Source organism: Nocardiopsis sp. NPDC101807 (assembly GCF_044766605.1).
Classification (GTDB): Bacteria; Actinomycetota; Actinomycetes; order Streptosporangiales; family Streptosporangiaceae; genus Nocardiopsis; species Nocardiopsis tropica.
On sequence record NZ_JBIWMK010000008.1, the window covers coordinates 1 to 22,231 of the forward strand.

The 22,231-nt window shown below is 72.8% G+C and carries 22 protein-coding genes; 5 read left to right on the forward strand and 17 right to left on the reverse strand.

The genetic code is table 11. The annotated features are described in order from the left end of the window. On the forward strand, positions 1-281 hold a 281-nt coding region (locus tag ACIRPH_RS23500; protein ID WP_402917850.1), incomplete at its 5' end, for a hypothetical protein. A gap of 444 nt (positions 282-725) precedes the next feature. Here the strand turns inward: ACIRPH_RS23500 and rdgB are convergent. From rdgB to ACIRPH_RS23530, 6 genes are all read right to left on the reverse strand, one after another. Beyond that, positions 726-1,331: an RdgB/HAM1 family non-canonical purine NTP pyrophosphatase gene (rdgB, locus tag ACIRPH_RS23505; protein ID WP_355011103.1), complete on the reverse strand. Its 606-nt coding sequence runs from the start codon at positions 1,329-1,331 to the stop codon at positions 726-728. Positions 1,332-1,387: 56 nt separating this feature from the next. Beyond that, positions 1,388-2,107, reverse strand: coding sequence for a ribonuclease PH (gene rph, locus ACIRPH_RS23510; RefSeq protein ID WP_402917854.1), 720 nt, complete (start codon positions 2,105-2,107; stop codon positions 1,388-1,390). Positions 2,108-2,197: 90 nt separating this feature from the next. Then, entirely contained in the window at positions 2,198-2,950 is a 753-nt protein-coding gene (locus ACIRPH_RS23515) for an MBL fold metallo-hydrolase (protein WP_267946295.1), read from the reverse strand. 317 nt (positions 2,951-3,267) lie between these two features. After that, complete coding sequence (locus ACIRPH_RS23520) at positions 3,268-4,215, reverse strand: PLP-dependent cysteine synthase family protein (RefSeq protein WP_402917859.1); 948 nt, start codon at positions 4,213-4,215, stop codon at positions 3,268-3,270. Positions 4,216-4,222: 7 nt separating this feature from the next. After that, the gene (locus ACIRPH_RS23525) at positions 4,223-4,501 is read right to left on the reverse strand and encodes a MoaD/ThiS family protein (protein WP_267946297.1); all 279 of its coding nucleotides are present in this window, start codon (positions 4,499-4,501) and stop codon (positions 4,223-4,225) included. A 96-nt stretch (positions 4,502-4,597) separates the two neighbouring features. Further along, positions 4,598-5,020: a Mov34/MPN/PAD-1 family protein gene (locus tag ACIRPH_RS23530; RefSeq protein ID WP_402917863.1), complete on the reverse strand. Its 423-nt coding sequence runs from the start codon at positions 5,018-5,020 to the stop codon at positions 4,598-4,600. Between the two features lie 131 nt (positions 5,021-5,151). On the opposite strand from ACIRPH_RS23530, the gene ACIRPH_RS23535 reads away from it, so the two are divergent. Then, positions 5,152-6,453, forward strand: coding sequence for a nicotinate phosphoribosyltransferase (locus tag ACIRPH_RS23535; protein WP_402917866.1), 1,302 nt, complete (start codon positions 5,152-5,154; stop codon positions 6,451-6,453). 67 nt (positions 6,454-6,520) lie between these two features. Beyond that, entirely contained in the window at positions 6,521-7,099 is a 579-nt protein-coding gene (locus ACIRPH_RS23540; protein WP_402917869.1) for a nicotinamidase, read from the forward strand. Positions 7,100-7,177: 78 nt separating this feature from the next. On the opposite strand, the gene ACIRPH_RS23545 is transcribed toward ACIRPH_RS23540, so the two are convergent. From ACIRPH_RS23545 to ACIRPH_RS23580, 8 genes are all read right to left on the reverse strand, one after another. Further along, a complete protein-coding gene (locus tag ACIRPH_RS23545) occupies positions 7,178-8,185 on the reverse strand; it encodes a tryptophan--tRNA ligase (protein ID WP_402917871.1) in 1,008 nt (335 codons plus the stop codon). Positions 8,186-8,340: 155 nt separating this feature from the next. Next, positions 8,341-9,279 (reverse strand): zinc metalloprotease, encoded by a 939-nt coding sequence (locus ACIRPH_RS23550; RefSeq protein ID WP_402918588.1) that lies wholly within the window; start codon positions 9,277-9,279, stop codon positions 8,341-8,343. Positions 9,280-9,420: 141 nt separating this feature from the next. Continuing rightward, positions 9,421-11,142 (reverse strand): DEAD/DEAH box helicase, encoded by a 1,722-nt coding sequence (locus ACIRPH_RS23555; RefSeq protein ID WP_402917874.1) that lies wholly within the window; start codon positions 11,140-11,142, stop codon positions 9,421-9,423. Between the two features lie 165 nt (positions 11,143-11,307). Then, positions 11,308-11,583: a hypothetical protein gene (locus ACIRPH_RS23560; protein WP_402917877.1), complete on the reverse strand. Its 276-nt coding sequence runs from the start codon at positions 11,581-11,583 to the stop codon at positions 11,308-11,310. Positions 11,584-11,594: 11 nt separating this feature from the next. Continuing rightward, positions 11,595-12,281: a class E sortase gene (locus ACIRPH_RS23565; protein ID WP_402917880.1), complete on the reverse strand. Its 687-nt coding sequence runs from the start codon at positions 12,279-12,281 to the stop codon at positions 11,595-11,597. Positions 12,282-12,448: 167 nt separating this feature from the next. Then, positions 12,449-13,330 (reverse strand): heme ABC transporter ATP-binding protein, encoded by an 882-nt coding sequence (locus ACIRPH_RS23570; protein WP_402917883.1) that lies wholly within the window; start codon positions 13,328-13,330, stop codon positions 12,449-12,451. Next, positions 13,327-14,439, reverse strand: coding sequence for a FecCD family ABC transporter permease (locus tag ACIRPH_RS23575; RefSeq protein ID WP_402917886.1), 1,113 nt, complete (start codon positions 14,437-14,439; stop codon positions 13,327-13,329). Before ACIRPH_RS23575 ends, ACIRPH_RS23570 begins: the two co-directional genes overlap by 4 nt. Further along, the gene (locus tag ACIRPH_RS23580; RefSeq protein ID WP_402917889.1) at positions 14,436-15,554 is read right to left on the reverse strand and encodes a hemin ABC transporter substrate-binding protein; all 1,119 of its coding nucleotides are present in this window, start codon (positions 15,552-15,554) and stop codon (positions 14,436-14,438) included. Before ACIRPH_RS23580 ends, ACIRPH_RS23575 begins: the two co-directional genes overlap by 4 nt. A 252-nt stretch (positions 15,555-15,806) precedes the next feature. Between ACIRPH_RS23580 and ACIRPH_RS23585 the strand changes: the two genes are divergently transcribed. Together ACIRPH_RS23585 and ACIRPH_RS23590 are read left to right on the forward strand one after the other, a co-directional pair. Further along, on the forward strand, positions 15,807-17,276 hold the full coding sequence (locus ACIRPH_RS23585) for a cell wall protein (protein WP_402917892.1): 1,470 nt from the start codon (positions 15,807-15,809) through the stop codon (positions 17,274-17,276). A 128-nt stretch (positions 17,277-17,404) separates the two neighbouring features. Continuing rightward, a complete protein-coding gene (locus ACIRPH_RS23590) occupies positions 17,405-19,291 on the forward strand; it encodes an HtaA domain-containing protein (RefSeq protein WP_402917895.1) in 1,887 nt (628 codons plus the stop codon). 215 nt (positions 19,292-19,506) lie between these two features. Here the strand turns inward: ACIRPH_RS23590 and ACIRPH_RS23595 are convergent, their stop codons facing one another. The 3 genes from ACIRPH_RS23595 to ACIRPH_RS23605 form a co-directional block, all read right to left on the reverse strand. Next, a complete protein-coding gene (locus ACIRPH_RS23595) occupies positions 19,507-19,749 on the reverse strand; it encodes a DUF3039 domain-containing protein (protein WP_267946310.1) in 243 nt (80 codons plus the stop codon). 66 nt (positions 19,750-19,815) lie between these two features. Further along, positions 19,816-20,397: a YqgE/AlgH family protein gene (locus ACIRPH_RS23600; protein ID WP_402917899.1), complete on the reverse strand. Its 582-nt coding sequence runs from the start codon at positions 20,395-20,397 to the stop codon at positions 19,816-19,818. Positions 20,398-20,503: 106 nt separating this feature from the next. Then, complete coding sequence (locus ACIRPH_RS23605; protein ID WP_402917902.1) at positions 20,504-21,910, reverse strand: NAD-dependent malic enzyme; 1,407 nt, start codon at positions 21,908-21,910, stop codon at positions 20,504-20,506. Positions 21,911-22,231 lie beyond the last annotated feature (321 nt).

The following is a 22,231-nucleotide window of genomic DNA, read 5'->3' on the forward strand; positions in this document are numbered from 1 at the left end:
TGACGGGGCCAAAACAAACATGGCTTAAAGAAAATCAAACACGCGCTGTTGAGTTCTCAAGAAACAACCGCCCTTCCCGTACAAGCGCCGGCCTGCTCGGCCGTCTGCTCTTCCGTGGAAGGCGTCTGCGTTTCCGCTTTGTTGTGTCTTTACTTTATCAGGTGTTCCGCGCCCCGCCAAATCGGCGGCTTTTCGCTTTTGCGCTTCCCAACCCTGAGGTTTTCTGCGCACCTGATCGGGATAAAGAACCCGGTTTTGCCTCTTTCGAGGCAACTCCCTGAGCCTACATGCTCCGAGCACATGCTCGGACCACGGCACTCAGGAGGAGGATTGTCAGATCGCGGCCCGGTTCCGAGTGATCCGAAGAAGGATCCTCGCCGTCCCGCAGCGACTCGATCGAGTGTAGGCAACTACCCCGGCGGCGTCAAACCGACCCGTGCACGGGGGGAACCCGATGTCCACGAGCGCTCCGCGTCGGCCGGCCCGTCGGGCCCGCCCGCTGATCCGCGCCTGCCGGACCACCCGATCCTCGGGATCGTGTGTCTCTCAACGGCTTGCTTGTCAGGCAAGGACTGTCCTGCCCCTGCACGCCCGCGGCCAAACACGCGGGACCGAGTTTTTTCCGCGGAGGATCCCGCTTCCCGACAGCGGCCCCGCGACGACGGAGGCGGCGCACGGGCCGGGAGCCCGGGCGCCGCCCCTCGTCCGCACCGGAACGGCGCGGGTCAGACCATGTCCGCCAGGTCCTTCGCCAGCTGCCGGAAGGCGATCCCCCGGTGGCTGATCGCGTTCTTCTCCTCCGGGGTGAGCTCCGCCGTGGTGCGCGTCTCCCCCTCGGGGATGAAGACCGGGTCGTACCCGAATCCGTGGTCCCCCCGGCGCTCGCGCGCGAGCCTGCCGCGGAGCACCCCCTCGGCGACCACCTCGGTCCCGTCGGGCATCACCAGCACGGCCGCGCACACGAACTCGCCGCCGCGGCGCTCGGCCGGAGTGTCCGCCAGCTGGTCGAGGACGAGGTCGAGGTTGGCCCGGTCCTGGTCCCCCTCTCCGAAGCGGCCCGCCCAGCGGGCGGAGAGCACCCCGGGCATCCCCCTCAGCTCGTCGACGGCCAGTCCGGAGTCGTCGGCGACGGCGGGGAGCCCCGTGTGCGCGGCGATCGCACGCGCCTTGAGCAGGGCGTTCCCGATGAACGAGGGCTCCGTCTCGGGCACCTCGGGCGCGTCCGGGAAGGCGTCGAGCGACAGCACCTCCGCGTCCAGGCCGGCCTCGGCCAGGATCGCGCGCATCTCCGGAACCTTCTTGGCGTTGCGTGTGGCCAGTACGAGCTTCACGGTTCCCCCTCCTCCGGGGACACCGCCGATACGGGTGCCGACGCTGTTCATCGGGGTCACTCGGCCAGTGCCTTCTTCTGGATCGCGGTCAGTTCCTCGCAGCCGGAGGCCGCGAGGTCGAGCAGCTGGTTGAGGAGGTCCCGGTCGAACGGCTCACCCTCGGCGGTCCCCTGCACCTCGACGAACCTGCCGTCCCCGGTGAGGACGACGTTCATGTCGGTCTGGGCGACCGAGTCCTCCAAATAGTTCAGGTCCAGCCTGGGCTGGCCCTGGACCACGCCGACACTGACGGCCGACAGGGAGCCGGTCAGCGGGTTGTTCTTGAGCTTGCGGCGCTTGCGCAGGTACTTCATGGCGTCGGCCAGCGCCACGTACGCGCCGGTGATGGCGGCGGTGCGGGTCCCCCCGTCGGCCTGGAGGACATCGCAGTCCAGGGTGATGGTGTGCTCGCCCATCGCCTTGAAGTCCACGACGGCGCGCAGGGAGCGGCCGATCAGGCGGGAGATCTCGTGGGTGCGGCCGCCGATCTTCCCGCGGACCGACTCCCGCGCCCCGCGGGTGTCGGTGGCACGGGGCAGCATCGCGTACTCGGCGGTGACCCACCCCTCGCCGGTGCCCCGGCGCCAGCGGGGGACCCCGTCCTCGACTGTGGCGGCGCACAGTACGCGGGTGTCCCCGAACTCGATGAGTGCGGAGCCCTCCGCCTGGCGCAGCCAGTTGCGGGTGATCGTCACGGGGCGGAGTTGGGTCGGAACGCGTCCGTCAGGTCGGGCCATGCCAAGAGCGTATATCCGAGGAGGGTCCGGCGGTGCTGGTGGGCACAACTGCCCCTCCGGTGGAGGCGTACGCCACGTTCGGCCGGCCGGTCAGCCACCGATCGCGTGCACCTGGCCGCTGCGGGCCAGGCCGATGGGCCCCGCGAAGGTGGAGCTGGCCTCGGCGAGGGTGACCTCGTCGTCGTTCCACGGCACGAGGTGGGTGAGGAGCAGTTCGCGGGCCCTCGCGCGGTTGGCGTGGTCGCCCGCCTCGCTGCCCGTCAGGTGCATGTCCTTGGGGTGTTCCAGGTGGTCCTGGAAGGCCGCCTCACACAGGAACAGGTCGGTGTCCGTCGCGAGTTCGACCAGTGAGTCGCAGACTCCGGTGTCCCCCGAGTAGGCCATGGACGCGCCGCCGTGCTCCAGGCGGATGCCGAAGGCCTCCACCGGGTGGTTGACGTAGTCGACCCGGGCGGTGAAGGGGCCGATCTCCAGGGCGCCGGGCACGAGTTCGTGGAAGTCGAAGACCTCGGTCATGCCCGGGTCCGGTTCGAGCCCGTACGCCTCCGCGACGCGGTCGGCCACGCCCCTGGGGCCGTAGACCGGGATGCGGGGCTTGGCGCCCTCGGGGTGGAACATCCTCGCCACCCAGTAGGAGCACAGGTCGAAGCAGTGGTCGGCGTGCAGGTGGCTGAGGTAGACGGCGTCGACGGAGTAGATGTCGATGTACCGCTGGAGTGCTCCGAGCGCGCCGTTGCCCATGTCGAGCAGGAGGCGGTAGCCGTCCGCCTCCAGCATGTAACAGGAGGCCGGGCTGTCCGGCCCGGGGAAGCTCCCCGAGGACCCGATAATCGTGAGTCGCACGTCGTCGTCGCCTTCTCGATGGGCCGCGCGGCGTCCGTGGCACCCCCGGCGTGTGATGAGGAGTGCGGATGGCGGCTGGTTCTGCGGATGTCCCGTTGTTACGGGTCTACCCCAATGCCCGCCCGGGTGGTACAAAATGTGGCCCGCGTCTCACGCGACCTCGGTCACGTGTGAATTTTTCACACACTTTGACGCGTTCTGTCTTGTTTGTTCAGGGCGTGTTTCGGGCGTGTTCAGAACAGCAAGAGGGCCGGCACCCATCGTGGGTGCCGGCCCTCGCCGCCTTCCGGGCCGGCGGCCGGGAGGCGTCGCGCGCCTCAGGCCCAGAGCTGGCCGTCGAGCCGCTCCTCGGCCTCCTCCAGGGTGCCCTCGTAGGCGCCGGTGGACAGGTACTTCCACCCCGCGTCGGCGATCACGAACGCGATGTCGGCGCGTTCGCCCGCCCTCTCCGCCTTCGCGGCCACGCCCAGCGCGGCGTGCAGGGCCCCGCCCGTGGAGATCCCGGCGAAGATGCCCTCCCGGTCGAGGAGCTCGCGGGTGCGCCGGAGCGCCGCCTCGGCCGGAACCGAGAAGCGGGTGGTGAGCACCGACTCGTCGTACAGTTCCGGGACGAAGCCCTCGTCGAGGTTGCGCAGCCCGTACACCAGCTCGCCGTACCGGGGCTCGGCCGCGACGATCCGGACGTCGGGCCGCTGCTCGCGCAGGTAGCGCCCCACCCCCATGAGGGTCCCGGTCGTGCCGAGACCGGCCACGAAGTGGGTGATCCCCGGCAGGTCGGCGAGGATCTCGGGGCCCGTGGACTCGTAGTGGGCCCGCGCGTTCGCCGGGTTGCCGTACTGGTAGAGCATCACCCAGTCCGGGTGCTCCTTCGCCATCTCCTTGGCGACGCGGACGGCCTCGTTGGACCCGCCCGCCGCCTCGGAGTAGTGGACCTCGGCCCCCCACATGGCGAGCAGCTGCCTGCGCTCCGCCGACGTGTTCTCCGGCATGACGCAGACCATGCGGTAGCCGCGCAGCTTGGCGACCATCGCCAGCGAGATGCCGGTGTTCCCCGAGGTCGGCTCCAGGATGGTGCAGCCGGGGGACAGCAGGCCGTCCTTCTCGGCCTGCTCGATCATGAAGAACGCGGTGCGGTCCTTGATCGAGCCCGTGGGGTTGCGGTCCTCCAGCTTGGCCCAGAGCCGGACCCGGGGCGAGGGCGAGAGGCTGGGCAGGCCGACGAGCGGCGTGCCCCCGAGGGAGTCGAGCAGGGAGTCGTAGCGCATGCCCGGCCTAGCGGCTTCCGCCGGCGACGGCCGGCAGGACGGTGACGCTGTCGCCGTCGGAGAGCTCCGCCTTCAGGCCGCCGACGAAACGGACGTCCTCGTCGTTGAGGTACACGTTGATGAAGCGGCGCAGCTTGCCGTCCTCCACCAGGCGCTCGCCGATGCCCGGGTAGCGGCCGTCCAGGTCGGTGAACAGCTCTTCGAGGGTGGCGCCGGACCCCTCGACGACCTTGGCGTCGTCGGTCAGGTTGCGCAGGATGGTGGGGATGCGGACCTCGATGGCCATGAAGAGTGTCTTCCTTCGCGGTGGTTGGTGTGCGTTCATTCCCAACAGGGGACGTCCCGCGGCCATTCCGTGGCGGGGGCCGGCGGGACGCTGCGCCTACTGGTCGGCGCCGGAGCCGGTGATCTCCACCGGCTCCTCGGTGACCTCGCCGTCGACGATCCGGTAGGAGCGGAACTCGACGGTGTCCGGCTCACGGGTGGAGACGAGCACGTAGTGCGCGCCGGGCTCGGACGCGTAGGAGATGTCGGTGCGCGAGGGGTAGGCCTCGGTGGCGGTGTGGGAGTGGTAGATCACGACGGGCTCCTCGTCCCGGTCGTCCATCTCCCGCCAGACCTTGAGCTGTTCGAGGGAGTCGAACCGGTAGAAGGTCGGTGACCGCTCCGCGTTGGCCATCTCGATGAACCGCTCGGGGCGGTCGGACTTCTCGGGTCCGGCCACGACGCCGCACGCCTCGTCCGGGTGGTCGCGGCGGGCGTGGGAGACGATCCTGTCGTAGATCGAGCGATCAATCCTCAGCATGCGACCAGGGTACCCGCATCCTGTTCCCTACCAACCGAATGGGTATTGTTAGCGGACCCGGGAAGCCCCGCCGTTCCGGGGCTGGTGGGGCGGCCTCCGTGGCCCATCGCACACGGATTAGGCTCGTGCCCATGAGCGACGACAGCAGCAGCGCGCTGCTCACCGACCACTACGAACTGACGATGCTCCAGGGGGCCCTGCACAGCGGCGCCGCCCCGCGTCGGTCGGTGTTCGAGATGTTCGCCCGGCGCCTCCCCGAGGGGCGGCGGTACGGGATCGTCTCCGGGACCGGCCGCTTCCTCGAACTCCTGGAGAGGTTCAGGTTCGACACCGGGGAACTGGACTTCCTGTCCGACAACGGGGTGGTGGACGACCGCACGCTCGCGTGGCTGGCCGACTACCGGTTCTCCGGCAACGTGTGGGGCTACGGCGAGGGGGAGGCGTACTTCCCCGGCTCCCCGATCCTCGTGGTCGAGGGCACGTTCGCCGAGGCCGTGATCCTGGAGACCCTGGCGCTGTCGGTGTACAACCACGACAGCGCCATCGCCTCCGCCGCCAGCCGGATGTCGGCCGCGGCGGGCGACCGCCCCCTGATCGAGATGGGCTCGCGCCGCACGCACGAGCGGTCGGCCGTCGCGGCGGCGCGCGCCGCGTACGTGGGCGGGTTCGCGACCTCCTCCAACCTCGAGGCGGGGCGCTCCTACGGGGTGCCGACCGGTGGCACCGCGGCGCACGCGTTCACGCTGCTGCACGACAGCGAGAGGCACGCGTTCAAGGCCCAGTTGGAGTCCATGGGCACGGGGACGACACTGCTCGTGGACACGTTCGACGTGGAGCGGGCGGTGGCCACCGCCGTGGAACTGGCCGGCCCGGAACTGGGCGCCGTGCGCATCGACTCCGGCGACCTCGGCGCGACCGCCTCCCGGGTGCGCGCGCAGCTGGACGCCCTCGGCGCGACAGGGACCCGCATCGTGGTGACCGGCGACCTGGACGAGTACTCGATCCTGGCCCTGGCCGTGGCGCCCGTGAACGGTTACGGGGTGGGTACCTCTCTGGTGACGGGGTCGGGGGCGCCGACGGTGTCCCTCGTGTACAAGCTGGTGGCGCGGGCCCGCGGCCTGGAGCCGGACGCACCTCTGGAACCGGTGGCCAAGCGTTCGGTGGGCAAGCCCAGCCGGGGCGGCCGCAAGTGGGCGTCGCGGCGCCTGGACGACAAGGGGACCGCTGTGGCGGAGGAGGTGTTCCCCCACGACCCGTCCTCGGGAGTGGGGTTGCGTCCGCTGCTGCGGCCCCTGGTGTCCGAGGGCGTCGTGGTGGGGCACGAGAGCGTCCACGAGGCGAGGGAGCGGCACCGCGCGACGGTCGCCGAGCTTCCCGAGCAGGCGCTGCGGATGTCGCGGGGCGAGGCCGCGCTGCCGACGGTCTTCCACTGAGACGTTCCGGGGGGCCGGCCCCTGAGTTCCGAGACCTGACCGACAGACGCGAGAAAGGGGTGCCGGGATGACCAGGGCACTCATCGTGGTGGACATCCAGAACGACTTCTGCGAGGGCGGGAGCCTGGGCGTGACGGGCGGTGTGCGTACGGCGACCGCCGTCACCGACCACGCCCGGGCCAACGCCGGCTCCTACGACCACGTGGTGGCGACCCGCGACTACCACATCGACCCGGGCGCGCACTTCTCCGAGGACCCGGACTTCGTGGACAGCTGGCCCCGGCACTGCGAGGCGGGGACTCCGGGGGCCGAGTTCCACCCGGAGTTCGACGCCTCGCTGGCCGAGGAGGTGTTCAGCAAGGGGCTGTACACGGCGGCCTACAGCGGTTTCGAGGGGACCGCGGGGGACGGGACGACCCGGCTGGCCGACTGGCTGCGCGAGCGGGGGGTGGACGAGGTGGACGTCGTGGGGATCGCCACCGACCACTGCGTGCGGGCGACGGCGATGGACGCGGCCGCCGAGGGCCTGCGCACGCGGGTACTGCTCGGGCTCACCGCCGGCGTGTCCGGGGACACCGTGGCGACCGCGCTGGAGCGGCTGCGCGCGGCCGGGGTGGAGCTGGAGGGCGAGCCGCTGGTGGGCTGACGCACGGGGCGGGGAGGGACCGGGCCCTCGGCGGGACGGGACACGTGGGCGGCGGGCCGCCCACGTGTCCGTCGCGGGTCAGGCGACGCCGACAGCGGCGCGCACCCGGTCGATCGTGGCGCGCGCACGCTCGCGGGCGCGCGCGGAGCCGGCCTCCAGGATCGCGTCGATCTGGGAGGGGTCGTCCATCAGCTGGTCGTAGCGCTCCCGCTTGGGGCCGAGTTCTGCGTTGACCGCCTCGAACAGCTCGTTCTTGAGCTCGCCCCAGCCCATGCCGCCGGCCTCCAGCCGCCGCCGGACGTCGGCGACCTTGTCCGCGTCGGCGAAGTGGGCCAGGAGCTGGAAGGGCACCGAGCCGTCGGCGTCCTTGGGGTCCTCCACCGGGGTGGAGTCGGTCGGGATGCGGCGGATGGCCTTCTTGAGCTTGTTCTCCGGCAGGAACAGCGGGATGTGGTTGTCGTAGGACTTGCTCATCTTGCGGCCGTCGGTGCCGGGCAGGATGCTGCCGTCGCCCTCGTCGATGACGCCCTTGGGGACCGGGAAGGCGTACCCCTCGCCGAAGCGGTGGTTGAAGTACCCGGCGATGTCGGCCGTGTACTCGATGTGCTGGGACTGGTCGCGGCCGACCGGCACGTGCGTGCCCTCCATGACCAGGATGTCGGCGGCCATGAGGATGGGGTAGTTGTACAGCCCCATGTTGATCCCGGCGTCCAGGTCGCTGTTGCCGGCGGCGGTGTTGCGGTCCCGCGCGGCCTTGTAGGCGTGCGCGCGGTTCATGAGGCCCTTGGGGGTGAGGGCGCTCAGGATGGTGGTGAGCTCGAAGGTCTCGGGGACCTTGGACTGCTGGTAGACGACCGTGCGCTCGGGGTCGAGGCCGCACGCGAGCCAGGTGGCAGCGCCCGACCGGATGCTGTGGCGGAGCTCGGCCGCGTCCTTGACGGTGTTGAGCGCGTGGTAGTCCGCGACGAAGTAGTACGTGTCGTACTCACGGGCCGCGGCCAGGGCGGGCTTGATCGCGCCGACGTAGTTGCCCAGGTGGAATTCCCCGGTGGGCTTGATGCCGGTCAGGTAGGTGTTCGCTGCCATGCCCTCAGCCTAGCGGCGTCCGGGGGCGCTCCCCCGTACAGGTCCTCCCGGCGGCCGTCCCCGGACCCGGGCCCTCCCCCTCCGGTCCGACGCGGCGTCCGGGGGCCCGGGGCGCGTGCCCCGGGCTCCCGGACGCGGTCGCCGGGACCGCCGGATCAGGAGCGGAAGGCCGCCCAGTGCTCGACGATGCGCCGGGCCTGGCCCTCGGTGAAGTGGGTCATGCAGCCGTCGTCGCTGTAGTTCATGAAGTTGGTGACGGGGTCGTCGCCCCTCTGGCGGGGGCAGGAGTCCCTGCCGACCGGGCAGCCGGACGCCGCCTCGCGCTCGTAGGGGGTGTCGTCCACGTAGTCGCCGGGCGAGGCGCACCCGTTCTGGAACGTGTGGAACAGCCCCAGCCAGTGGCCGACCTCGTGGGTGCCGGTGTGGCCGAGGTCGAAGCCGTCGCGGCCTCCGCCCGGCAGGGTGTCGTGGGAGAGCACGACCCCGTCCTGGTCTGGCGCCGCCTCGTAGTCCTGCGGGAAGGAGGAGTACCCGAGCAGCCCCGTCCCCAGTTGGGCCGTGTAGACGTTGAGCGTCCCGGCGCCGCCCCGGTGCAGCTCGGCCCGGATCGTGTCGCGGTGCTCGTCGAACCGGGTGAACCAGGTGTCGTCCACCGTGCGGGTGGTCTCGGTCAGCTCGAAGCGGAAACCGGTGTCGGCGCCTTCCGTCGCGTAGCCGCCCGAGAAAGCGGTGTTGAGGACCTCGATCTGGTCCTCGACACGGGCCTGCGGGACGTCGCCCCGGCCGTCCTCGGCGGAGATGACGTGCACCACGACCGGCACACTCCGGGGCGCCTGGATCTCCTGGCCGCGCAGGGGCACGAGGGCCTCGCGGAACCGCCTGTCGTAGTCCTCGGCCTGCTGCGGGGTGAGCTCCCCGCCCTCGGGCGCCGCCGCGTCGGGATCGCTCACCCGGGCGGCCGGGCCGGCGGGACCCGGCGGGCACTCCTCCAGGAGGGCGCCCTCCTCCCCCGGGGCCAGGGTGCGGGCGGTCTCGGCCCCGACGGGGTCGGGCGGCAGGCCCGCGACCGTTCCGGTCAGAGCGAGACCGCACATGAGCAGTCCGGTCCAGAGCGCGGCTGTGCCACCGCGAGAGCTTCGTCGATTCACATCACGAAATGTAATCAAACAGGCACGTTCCGCACAGCGGCCGTGCGCACACTGACGAAGTGTTTGCCCTTTTCGGGACAACCGGGACTACTTGCCCCCGACCGCCCAGGTGCGGAGCTTGGCGATCCGCTCGCGGATCTGGGTCGGGGAGGCCTGCGCCACCGGCGGTCCCCCGCACGCGCGGCGCAGCTCGTTGTGGATGACCCCGTGCGGCTTGCCCGTCCGGTGGTGCCATGCGCCCACCAGCCCGCTGAGCTCGCGGCGCAGCTCCGCCACGACCTCGTGGGTGGGGCCCTCCTCCTCGGCCGGGTCGTCCTTCTTCGCTTTGCGCTCACCCGCACGGAGGTCGGCCTTGCGCTTGCGCAGGAGCTGGGAGACCTGTTGCGGGTCGAGCAGGCCCGGCAGCCCCAGGAAGTCCTCCTCCTCGGAGGAGCCCGGGACACCGCCGTACTCGGCCCCGTCGTAGAGGGCGCGGTCGAACTCGGCCGCCGACTCCATCGTCTCGAACGGCAGCTCCTCACCGGCGTCCGGGCTGTCCCGCTTGCGGTTGGCCTCCTTGAGGAGGTCCTCCTCCGGGTACTCGTCGTCACCGGGCGGCGGCTTGTCCAGCACGTGGTCGCGCTCGCGCTCCATCTCCCCCGCGTACTCCAGCAGGGTCGGCACCGAGGGCAGGAACACCGACGCCACCTCGCCCCGCTGGCGCACGCGCACGAAGCGGCCGATGGCCTGCGCGAAGAACAGGGCCGTGCTGGTGGAGGTGGCGTACACGCCGACCATCAGCCGGGGCACGTCGACCCCCTCCGACACCATGCGCACCGCGACCATCCACCGGTCGTCGCCCACGGCGAAACGGGAGATCTTCCGGGAGGCCGTGGGGTCGTCCGAGAGCACCACGGTCGCGCCCTTGCCGGTGATCTGCCGGATGATGCGCGAGTAGGCGCGGGCGTTCTCGTGGTCGGTGGCGATGACCAGGCCGCCCGCGTCGGGGTGCGTCTTGCGGACCTCGGTCAGGCGCCGGTCCGCGGCCTGGAGCACGCGCTTGATCCAGTCGCCCTTGGGGTCCAGCGCGGCGCGCCAGGCCTGGGAGAGGGCGTCCTGGGTGAGGGGCTCCCCGAGCCGGGCCGCGAGTTCGTCCCCGGCGCGGGTGCGCCAGCGCATCTCCCCCGAGTAGGCCATGAAGATGACGGGGCGCACGACCCCGTCCTCCAGGGCCGGGCCGTACCCGTAGTTGTAGTCCCACGAGCAGCGGCGCACCCCCGCGGCGTCGGGGACGTAGTCCACGAAGGGGATGGGGTTGATGTCGGAGCGGAAGGGGGTGCCGGTGAGCGAGAGCCGCTTGGTCGCCGGGTCGAAGGCCTCGCGCGCGGCGTCGCCCCAGGAGAGGGCGTCGCCCGCGTGGTGGACCTCGTCGAAGATCACGAGGGTCTTGCGCGCCTCGGTGCGGTTGCGGTGCAGCATCGGGTGCGCGGCGACCTGCGCGTAGGTGACGGCCACCCCGATGTACTGGCGGCCGAGCGCCCCCTGGCCGTTCTTGAAGTCGGGGTCGATGGCGATGCCGAACCGGGCGGCGGCCTCGGCCCACTGCTTCTTGAGGTGCTCGGTGGGGCACACGATGGTGATGGCCCTCACCGCGTGCCGGTGGAGGAGTTCCGTGGCCAGGGTGAGCGCGAAGGTCGTCTTGCCCGCACCGGGGGTCGCCACGGCGAGGAAGTCGCGCGGCTCCCGGCGGAAGTACTCCTCGAACGCCTCCCGCTGCCAAGCGCGGAGCCCGCGCAGGCGGTCCTCCGTAGTGGTCTGCGTCACCGTCATTCTCAGAACCGTCCCCCGTTGCTCACCTGCTAGAGGTTAGCGGTCGTGGCGGACCGGACCGGGAGCCCCGCCAGTGGCGCCGCCCACACGTCCGCGCCGCGCCCCCGAACCGCCCGGGGGCGGCGCGGGCCCCGTGTCCGGCCCGCGGCCGGACACGGGCGGAGGTCAGCCCCCTCCCCCGGGGGCCTCCGCCCCGGACGCCCCCTCGTCCCCGGAAAGCCCTTCGGCCCCGGGGTCCCCGGAGACCTCGCCCGTGCCCGCCTCCCCGCCCGCGCCGACGCCCTGGGTGTCGACCGCGCCGTCGTTGAACGGCATGTGCGGGGAGATCGCCGGGAAGGCGAAGAACCACAGGAGCGCCGCGGCGCCGGCCAGGAGGCCGACCGCCATGATGAACTTGGAGGCCCAGGGGCCGGGCAGGATGCGCCAGATCAGACCGTACATTCGCGTTACCCCTACTCGGCCTCGGCGGTCTCGGGGGCCATGTGCGCGATCGAGTCGGGCATCCCCTCGGACTTGGGCGTGGTCTCGACCAGCTCACCCCAGACGATGAGCCGGTGCGTGTTGTTCAGCTTCGGCGCACAGGTGGTCAGCGTGATCAGGGACCGCTCGGGCTCCCCCTCGCCCGCCCCCTCGACGTCGTCGAACGGGTCCGGCTCGATCACCCACACGTCGGTGGGCAGGACCGTCTCCTCCTGGAAGACCTCGTACGTGTAGAAGTTCTCCCCGTCCTCCAGGACCAGCACGTCACCGTCGTCCAGCAGGTCCATGTCCCAGAACAGGCCCGGGGTCCGGTGGGCGGCGATCGCGTAGTTGCCCGCGCCGCCGGCGCTGCTGGGGTACTCGGTGTAGTGGCCGGGGCTGTAGCGGATGTCGTCGGGGGTGGTGCCGTTGACCACGACCCAGTCCAGGTCGAGGCTGGGGATGTAGAGGCGGCTGTCGGCGCTGCCGGGCAGAGGTTCGGAGTCCGGCCCGGACTCCTCCGCCGTGGCCGCCCACGCCTCGTTCAGCCCGTCCGCCAGGCCCTGCTGCTCGCGGTCGGTCTCCCACTGGGAGCCGTAGACCTCGTACCCCGCGTAGAAGAGCATGAGCAGACCGGCCGTCAGGAGGATCTCGCCGACGAACCGGACGAAGCCGCGCACGACGTCTCCCGGGGTGGCCCTGGGCCGGGGCGCACGGCGGCGTCGGCCGCCCGCGCTCCGTCCACGCCCCTCCCGCCGCTCGTACGGGGGTTCTTCGTGTGGCTGCCGTTCAGTTGTGGACACCAATACGACCTACTCCTGTGGACGCTCTCATGTGCGCCGGACACCTACCGGAGGGGCACGACCAGCGGGACCCCGGTACGCGGGTGCGGCAGGACTTCGACCTCGTGCTGGTAGACGTTGCCGAGCAGGGACGCGGTGAACACGTCGGCGGGGGCTCCCTGCGCGGCGATCCGTCCTCCGGAGAGTATCGCCACACGATGGGCGTAGGCCGCCGCAAGCCCCAAATCGTGCAGGACCACGATAACCGCCCCGCCGTCCTCCGAAATCTGACGCGCGATGGACAGTACGAGTTCCTGGTGCCTGATGTCCAGGGCCGCCGTCGGCTCGTCGAGCATCAGCACCTGCGTGTCCTGGGCGAGGACCCGCGCGAGCATCACCCTGGCCCGCTCCCCCCCGGAGAGGGTGGGGAACCGGCGTCCGGCCAGGTGGGCGACGCCCGTGCCGTCCATGGCCGCGGCCACGGCGGCGTCGTCGGCGCCGGGGTCGCACAGCCCCGCCCAGGGGGCCCGGCCCATGGCGACGAGCTCGGCGACCGAGAACGGGAAGCTGACCGGCGCCTCCTGGGGGAGGACGGCCCTGCGCAGCGCGAGCCGGGGCGGGGTCCACTCCGGCAGGGGCCGGTCGAAGAGGAGCACGGCGCCCTCGTCGGCCTCCCCCCGGGCCGGCCCGCCGGCGACGTCGCCGGACAGCGCGGCGAGCAGGGTGGACTTGCCCGCCCCGTTGGGGCCCACCAGGGCCAGGAGCTCTCCGGCGCGCACCGTGAGGTCGACCCCGTCCAGGAGGGCGCGTCCGCCCCGGCGCACGGTGACGCCCTCGGCGCGGACCACCTCCGAGCCGGCCGCGGCGCGGACCGGGAGCACGGGGGGACGGGACAGGGGGGCGACGGCGGCGGAGATCCGCCGGCGCAGACGGGGAAGGGTGTTCACGACCATCCTCCCTGCTTGGCGCGGGTGCGGTGCAGAAGGTAGAAGAAGAACGGCCCGCCGAGGGCCGCGGTGACGACGCCGAGGGGGATCTCGGCCGGCGCGGCGACGGTGCGGGCGAGCAGGTCGGCGGCGAGCAGGAGGAGCCCTCCGCCGAGCGCGCTGGCGGGCAGCAGGACCCGGTGCCCTGGGCCGGTGACCATGCGGATGATGTGCGGGACGACCAGGCCGACGAACGCGACGATCCCCGCGAACGCGACGGCGGCCGAGGTGAGCAGCGCCATGGCGCAGATGAGGACGAGACGCATGCGCTCCACGTCCACCCCCAGGTGGCGCGCGGGCCCCTCGCCGAGCGAGAGCAGGTCGAGGCGCCGGGCGTAGAAGGGGATCACGGCCAGGCCGGCCAGGAGGCACGGGGCGATCGCCGCGACCTTGGACCAGGTGGCGGTGGAGACGCTGCCGAGCTGCCAGAAGGTGATGGTCTGGATCTCGGCGTCCTGGGAGAAGTTGGTCATCAGGCCGATGGCCGCTCCCGCCACGGCGTTGACGGCGATGCCCGTGAGGAGCAGGGTGACGACCTCGGTACGGCCGCGCGAGCGCGCGAAGACGTACACGAACAGGGTCGTCGCCAGCCCGAACACGAACGACGCGGCGATGATCGTCCAGTGTCCGAGCACGGTCAGCCCCGTGAAGATGACCACGATCGCGCCGACCGCCGCGCCGGAGGAGACCCCGATGACGCCGGGCTCGGCGAGGGGGTTGCCGAAGATCCCCTGCATCATGGCCCCGGCGGCGCCGAGGGCGGCGCCGACCATGACCGCCAGGACGACGCGGGGGAAGCGCACGTCCCACAGGACGGTCCGGCCGATCCGGTCGGGGGGCGTGCCGACCTCCAGCCCGACCGCGTGCAGGAGCGAGGAGGCGACCTGGTCGGCGGGCACCGGGTAGGCGCCGGCGCCGGCCGCGACGAGCGAGACCGCGGCCAGGCCCGTGCCGAGACCGGCCAGCAGGAGCACGGCCCGCAGGCGGCGGGCGGCGCGCCCCCCGGGCCCCGGCGGGGGGCCGCCGTCCGCGCCGGCCCGCCCGAGGGCGGCGGTGTCGGGGGCGGTCACCGGCCCTCCCCCTCCGCCTGGATCGCGGCCAGTTCGTCCGCGAGGGCCACGACGACCTGCGGGGTGCGGGGGCCGAAGTTGAGCAGGACGCCGTCCTCGAAGTCGACGACCGCCCGTGCCGCGCCGGCCGGGGTCTGGGCGACGCCGGGGATCTCGACGAGCCCGTCGACGCCGCCCACGGACTCCAGTCCCTTGGTCATCACGAGGAGCACGTCGGGCTGGGCCGCGATGAGTGCTTCGGTGGTGATGGGGGTGAACGGTGTGGTCAGGCCCATCTCGACCCCGGCGTCGCGCGCGCCGATCTCGGCGAGCACGGCGTCGGCGCCCGAGCCCTCGCCGCCGAGGAGGTAGACCCCGGCCGTGCCCCGCAGGTAGAGGAAGGCCACGAGGGGGCCGTCACCGGCTCCGGAGCCGATCGGGCCCTCCCGGACGTCGGCCATCTGCGCCCGCGTGCGCTCGGACAGGGCCGCGCCGTCGTCGGGGACCCCGAGCGCCTCCGCGACCCGCTCGAAGCGCGGGTACATCTCGTCGATGGACCAGGCCTCCTCGACGACGACGACGGGGATCCCGGACCTCTGGATCTGCTCGACGGCCTCGGAGGGCCCCGTCTGGGTGTCGGCGAGGATCACCGTGGGTTCGAGGGCGAGGACGCTCTCGGCGGAGACCTCGTGCCCCTCGCTGATGACGGGGAGGCCGGCGGCCTCCTGGAACGTGGCGGCGACGTCGCGTCCGACCACGTTGTCGCCGAGGCCGAGGGTGAAGACGATCTCGGCGAGGCTGCCGGTGAGCGGGAGGATGCGGCTGACGTCGTCGACCTCGACCCGCTCGTACTCCAGGGGGTCGTCACTGGTGCGGTACGGGTCGAGGACGACCGAGTCGACGGTGACGGGGAGTTCGGGCTCCCCGGTCCCCTCCAGCGGCTGGAGTCGGTTCTCGGAGAAGTCGGGGATGTCGGCGGCGCCGTCCCCCGGCGCGGGGGCCTCGGGCGCGCCGCCTCCTCCCCCGGTGCAGCCGGCCAGCGCCAGGGCGAGGGCGCAGGCGGCGGCGAGGAGCGGGGCGGATCGTGGGCGTGGGCGGTGTCCGCGCGGGCGGCGCCGCGCGTCGGCGAGTGGCATGGGGGTCGCTTTCGGTGGTCCGTGTACCGGGTGCACGGGCGGGTGTCGCCTGGGAGCGGGGATGCGACGACGCCATTTATATGACACTTCGTCATTATCTTGACAAGCCCGATGCTTCGGTGTTCAACTGTTCCGGCGCGGACTTCGAGTTAGGCAAGGCTCACTTCACAAAGGTAAGCGTAACCTAAAGAACTCTCCCCACCTCACGCGGAGGGCGGTCTTCCACCGCCCCGCACGAAGCGAAGGCCTCTGATGCAAGCAGCGGTTTCCCCCCGCCCGGGCCACGGGCGGCGCCGCGGGCTCGTCCCGCCCCTCGCAGCCACCGCCGTCGCGGCGGTGCTGTCCACGGCGGTTCCGGCGACGGCGCTCGCCGAACCCGTCCCGTCACCGGACGACGGCCCCGGCCACCCCCGTGTCACCACCGTGGACCGGACCGAGGACCTCGACCCCGAGGGCGACACCGTCACCGTCTCCGGGATCGGCCACACCCCCGGCTCGCTGGTCGAGGTCGCCACCTGGGCCGTGCCGGCCGGGTCCGCGGACACCCGCTCCGCCGTCGACGGGGCCGTCCCCGACGACGGCAACGCGGTGAGGGTCGAGGTCGGACCGCGCGGAACCTTCACGGTCGCCCTCGCCACGGGGGCGGAGTTCGCCGCCGGGGCGGGCCTGGACGCGGCGGAGGACCCGTTCGAGATCCGCCTCCTGGAGGTCGTCCCCGCCGTCGACGGGGGCACGGCCACCGGGGGGACCTGGGCGCCCGGCCCGGCCGCGGACGAGGACGGGGACGACAACGGGGAGGACGGCGAGGAGGCCGACCGGACCGCACCGGCCGCCTCCCCCGGCGCGGGGACGGCCGTCCCCGCGTCCGCCCCCGAGGCCCCGCCCGCCCCGGCCGTGGTGGGCCGGGTCCCCGTGGCCTTCGCCGTCCCGGCCGCCGTGCCGGAGACGGTTCCCGGGGCGGTCCCGCAGGCACGGCCGGAGGCGCGGCCGGAGGCGCGGCCGGAGGCGCGGCCCGCCGCCCCGCAGGCCCCCGCTCCCCGGGAGCCCGGCGCCCCCGCGCTGACCGTCTCCAAGACCTCGGGGCTCACCCCCGCCGGTGAGACCGTCACGGTCACCGGCACCGGCTACGACACCTCCAAGGGCGTCTACGTCGCCCTGTGCGACACCAGCGCGGCCGGCCCGACGCAGGCCCCCGGCCCGTGCATCGGCGGCGTGGACATGGACGGCTCCGGCGGCGCCTCGGTGTGGGTCTCCAGCAACCCCCCGCCCTACGGCGAGGGACTGACCACCCCCTACACCGGCAGCGGCGCCGACGGCGGCTTCAGCGTTCAGCTCGAGGTCCGGTCCGCTGACGAGAACACCGACTGCACCGCCTCCGGCACGGAGTGCGCGGTGGTCACCCGCAACGACCACACCCGTTCGAGCGACCGCAGCCAGGACGTGTTCGTCCCCGTCTCCTTCGGCTCCGGCTCCGGCGGCGGAGCGGGCGAGGGCGGCTCCGGCGGCGAGTCGGCCGGGGGCAACAGTGGCGGCGGTGGCGGCGGGAACGGCGGTGACGGCTCCGGCGGGAACGGCTCGCCCGGCCGCCTCCCCCGGACCGGCGCCGAGCTCCACGGCCTCGTCCTGACCGCCTCCGTGGCCGCCCTGACCGGCGCCGCGGCCCTGTTCGCCGCCCGCCGCCGACGCGGGGACACCGCCGCGGCGGACCCGGCCTCTGGCTGACCGGTCCAGACCCCCACCGGTGGACCCCGCCGCTCCCGCTCATCGGGGCCGCCGACCCACCGGCCCCCGGCACGCGCCGGGGGCCGTCCCCACCACCCATCCCCCTCACGATTGGACCGACGAATCCCATGACCACGACCACGACCGGCGGGAGCGGAGCCCCGGGCAGAGCCCGCAGGGCCCTGCGCGCCCTCACCGCCTACGCGGGCGTCGCCGCCCTGGGCGCCTCGCTCGCCGTCGCAGCGGCCCCCGCCTCCGCCGCCGAGACCGTGCCCCTCGCCGGGGGCTCGGCCGCCTGGGGCGTGAAGCAGTCCTTCCGCAACTACATCTCCGGGCCGATCGCCCACGGCGGCTACGAGGCCTCCGGCGGTGCGACGGTGCTGGCCGACGGCACCGTGGACTTCCCCACGGCGGGCGGCGCCGTGTCCAAGGAGGACGCCTCCGGCGAGGTGGACTTCACCGGGACCGTCGTCTTCAGCGGCCACGACTACGGCCAGGGCCCCGTCCTGGAGGTCCGGGTCTCCGACCCGCGGGTGGTGTTCGACGGCGACGCCGCCACGGTGTACGCCGACGTGGCCAGCCGCGAGTTCGGCGGAGTCAACCCGAACCTGCCCCCGGGAGACCTGGTCGAGTACGGAGAGGTCGCGGTCGCCGAGCTGACCGGCGCCGAGGTGACCGTCGAGGGCGAGGAGATCTCCTTCACCTCCGCCGCGGGCGCCCTGCACGCCGACGCGGTCGAGCCGTTCGCGAGCTTCTACTCCGCCGGGTCGCCGATGGACCCGCTGTCCTTCACCGCCGGCATCGAGGACGTCACCGGCCCGGGCGGCCCCGAGCCCGCCCCCCGGGTCACCGTGACCCCGGACTCCGGCCTGGACCCCGAGGGCGACACGGTCACCCTCGAGGGCACCGGATTCCGTCCGGGCCAGGGCGTCTACGCGGCGCTGACCGCCGTTCCGCGGTCGGCCGACTCCTTCCCCGCCCACTACACGGGAGCGGTGTGGCTGCGCGGCGCCACCGCCCCGGGCGAGGACGGCGCCTTCAGCACCGAGGTGGCGGTGACCGGCTCCTACGACAAGGACGGCACCGCCTACGACTGCGTCGAGTCGCAGTGCTACGTGGCGGTCTTCAACGACCACACCGACATCGCCAACCGCGACCAGGACGTGTGGACGCCCGTCTCCTTCGCCTCCGGGGAGGAGCCCACCGAGGAGCCGACCGACCCCTCCGAGGAGCCGACGGACCCCGTCGACCCCACGGATCCCGAGGGCCCGCTGACCGTCCACAACGGCCGCGCGGACTGGGGCGTCAAGGAGTCGTTCCGCAACTACATCACCGGCGACATCGCCCACGGTGAGATCAGCACCGGGAACGGCGCGACGACGAACGAGGACGGCACCTACGCGTTCACGAACGGCAGCGGCGAGGTGGACCCGTCCGCGTCCACGGCCGCCATCGGCTTCGAGGGCACCGTCGTCTTCGAGGGCCACGTGTACGACGGGGCCGACCCGCTCCTGCACATGACGGTCAGCGACCCCCGCGTGGAGATCGAGGACGGCGCGGGCGTCCTGTACGCCGACGTGGTCAGCAAGTCGCTCGCCGGCGAGGAGCTCGTCTCCTACGACGACGTCGCGTTCGCCGACCTGGACCTGTCCGGGGTGGGGTACGAGCTCGCGGACGGCGTCCTGAGCTGGGACCCGATCCCCGCCACCCTGACCGCCGAGGGCGTGCCCGCCTTCGCGGACTTCTACTCCGAGGGGGTGGCGCTGGACCCGGTCTCCCTCACCGTGAGCGTGGACGAGGACGTGACGGTCCCGGGCGGCGGCGACGGCTCCGGGGGTGCCCCCGGCGGCCCGGGCGACGGCGGCGGTGACGGCGGCGACAAGCCCGGTCTGCCCAACACCGGTGCCGCCCTCACGGGCCTACTCGCCGCCGCCGCGGTGGCCGTGGCCGCCGGCGGCACGGCCGTGTACGCCGCCCGCAGGCGCGGCGTCCCGGCCCCCGAGGACGCCGCCTGACCCCGGAGCCGCTGGGCGGGCGCCCGGACCGGAGGCCCTGAGCGGGCACGGCCCGGGCGCCCGCGGGGCCCCGGAGGCCGCGGAGCGCGTTCGCCGGTGAGCGGTGGCACGCGCGCGGCGACAGGGGGCCCGCGGAGAGCACGAAGGCCTTGGCACGCGAACGTGCCAAGGCCTTCGGTGTGGCGCCCACCGCGTGGAGGCGACGTGGAGAGGTCCTACTTCATCATCTCCTCGTAGGCCTTCTTGCAGTCGGGGCACACCGGGAACTTCTTGGGGTCCCGGTTGGGGACCCAGACCTTCCCGCACAGGGCGATCACGGGGTTGCCGGTGACGGCGCTCTCGGTGATCTTGTCCTTCTGCACGTAGTGGGCGAACCGCTCCCGGTCCCCGCTGTCGTGGGAGATGTCCGGCCGGGTCTCACTGTCAGGAAGGACCTTGTTGAGGATGTCCATCGCCATCGTGCCTCACACCTTTCGACGTCTGCGTTCCACGGTATAGGGTGCCGCGCCCACCCCGGTGGGCGCTCAGTTCATGGTGGGGTCGTCCGGGTAGGTGGACAGGAGCGCCATCCGCCCGCCCTGGCGCCGCAGCACCCGGGCCCACAGGCCCTCGGGGGACGTGGTGAACACGTCCGAGGCGACCGCGTCGACCACGAACCACGCGCCCTCGCCGATCTCCTCCAGCAGCTGGCCCGCGCTCCACCCGGCGTAGCCGGCGAACACGCGGAACGCTCCCAGGGCCGTCCCCAGCACCTGAGGGGGGCCCTCCAGGTCCACCACGCCGACCGCGTCCAGGCCCAGCCCCGGGGCGAGGCCCTCCAGGGGCGCCCAGCCCGGCGGCGGTTCCCCGGCCCCGGCCGTGCCCAGGGCTATCCCGGAGTCGGCCCCGACGGGGCCGCCCGAGAACATCACCGCCGGTTCGCTCGCGTAGGCGCCCCAATCGGTGACGACCTCGTCCACGGCCATACCCAGGGGGCGGTTGAGGATCACCCCGAGCGTGCCGTCGGCCGTGTCGTCCACGACGAACACCACCGATCGGCGGAAGGAGTCCTCCTGGAGGAGGGGGGCGGCCACCAGGAGCCGCCCGGTCATCGTCGACTGGTCCATGCTGCACCTCTACCCCGGAACAGCCGCCGATTCGCCCGTGTTCCCAGGCCGTTACACGCCCGGGTCCACCGCTCCCTCCCGCGGGGCGCCGCCCCCGGGTCCGGCGTCACTGGACCTGGTCGCGCGGCCCGCGCTGGGCGACCTCGCGCACCGCGGTCGCCACGTGGGTGGACAGGTCGGAGTGGAACACGCTGGGGATGATGTAGTTCGGGCCCAGCTCGTCCTCGCTGACGACGTCGGCGAGGGCCTCGGCGGCGGCGACCATCATGTCGGAGGTGACGTCGTGGCTCTGGGCGTCGAGCAGCCCGCGGAAGAACCCGGGGAAGACCAGGACGTTGTTGATCTGGTTGGGGTAGTCGCTGCGGCCCGTGGCCACGACGGAGGCGTGCAGGTGCGCGACCTCCGGGTCCACCTCGGGGTCGGGGTTGGCCAGCGCGAAGATGATCGAGTCGTCGTTCATCTCGGCGATGTCCTCGCCGTCGAGCAGGTTGGGGGCGGAGACGCCGATGAAGACGTCCGCTCCGGCGACGGAGCCGCGGAGGTCGCCGCTGTAGCCCTCGGGGTTGGTGTGCTCGGCGATCCACCGGAGGTTGGGGTCCAGGTCGTCGCGCCCGGTGTGCACCGCGCCGCGGACGTCGCTGACGATGATGTCGCGGGCCCCGGCGTGCATGAGGAGCTTGAGGATGGCGGTGCCGGCCGCGCCCGCGCCGGACATGGCGATGCGGACCTCGCCGAGCTTCTTGCCGACGACGCGCAGGGCGTTGCGCAGGGCGGCGAGCACGACGATGGCGGTGCCGTGCTGGTCGTCGTGGAAGACGGGGATGTCGAGCAGCTCGCGCAGGCGGGCCTCGACCTCGAAGCAGCGGGGCGCGGAGATGTCCTCCAGGTTGATCCCGCCGAACCCCGGGGCGATCACCTGGACGGTGCGGACGATCTCGTCCACGTCCTGGGTGTCCAGGGCGATGGGCCAGGCGTCGATGTCGGCGAAGCGTTTGAACAGGGCGGCCTTGCCCTCCATGACGGGCATGGCGGCCTCGGGGCCGATGTTGCCCAGGCCCAGGACGGCGGACCCGTCGGTGACGACGGCGACGCTGTTGCGCTTGATGGTCAGGCGGCGGGCGTCGTCCTTGTTCGCGGCGATGGCCTGGGAGACGCGGGCGACGCCGGGGGTGTAGGCCATGGAGAGCTCGTCGCGGTTGCGCAGCGGCACCTTCGACTTCATCTCGATCTTGCCGCCCAGGTGCATGAGGAAGGTCCGGTCGCTGACCTTGTGGACGACCACGCCCTCGACGGCGCCCAGCGCGTCGACGATGGCCTGCGCGTGCTCGGTGTCGCGGGCGGCGCAGGTGACGTCGATGCGGATGCGCTCGTGCCCGGCCGCGGCCACGTCCAGCGCGGTGATCATGCCGCCCACCTGCTCGACGGCGTTGGTGAGGCTGCCGACAGCGCTGCCCCCAGCGTCGAGTTCGAGGCGGACGGTGATGGAGTACGAAACGCTGGGAAGGGTGGCCACGTGTTGCTCCTCGGCTCTGGCTCGGTGTTGTGCGCCCGTCGAACACGCGGACGGCTCCTCGCGGGGACGCGCTGCCGGCGTCGGAGGGACCCTCCCGCCGCGGGGCCGCGCCGCGCTCTCGCGGCCCGGCCGGGGGCCCGGTGCGGTAGGCGCGTGCGCGGGCGGCGCTCGCGTCCCGCCCGTGTGCGGGGCGAGGGTGTCCTGCGTGTCCGGTTCGCGCGGTCCCACCGTGGTGGCGGCCGCACGCGGACCTCGGTTGCGGGTGGGGGCTGGTCGGGACCCGGAACCAAGTCGCCTTACCTTACCCGAGTCAAGCGCCCA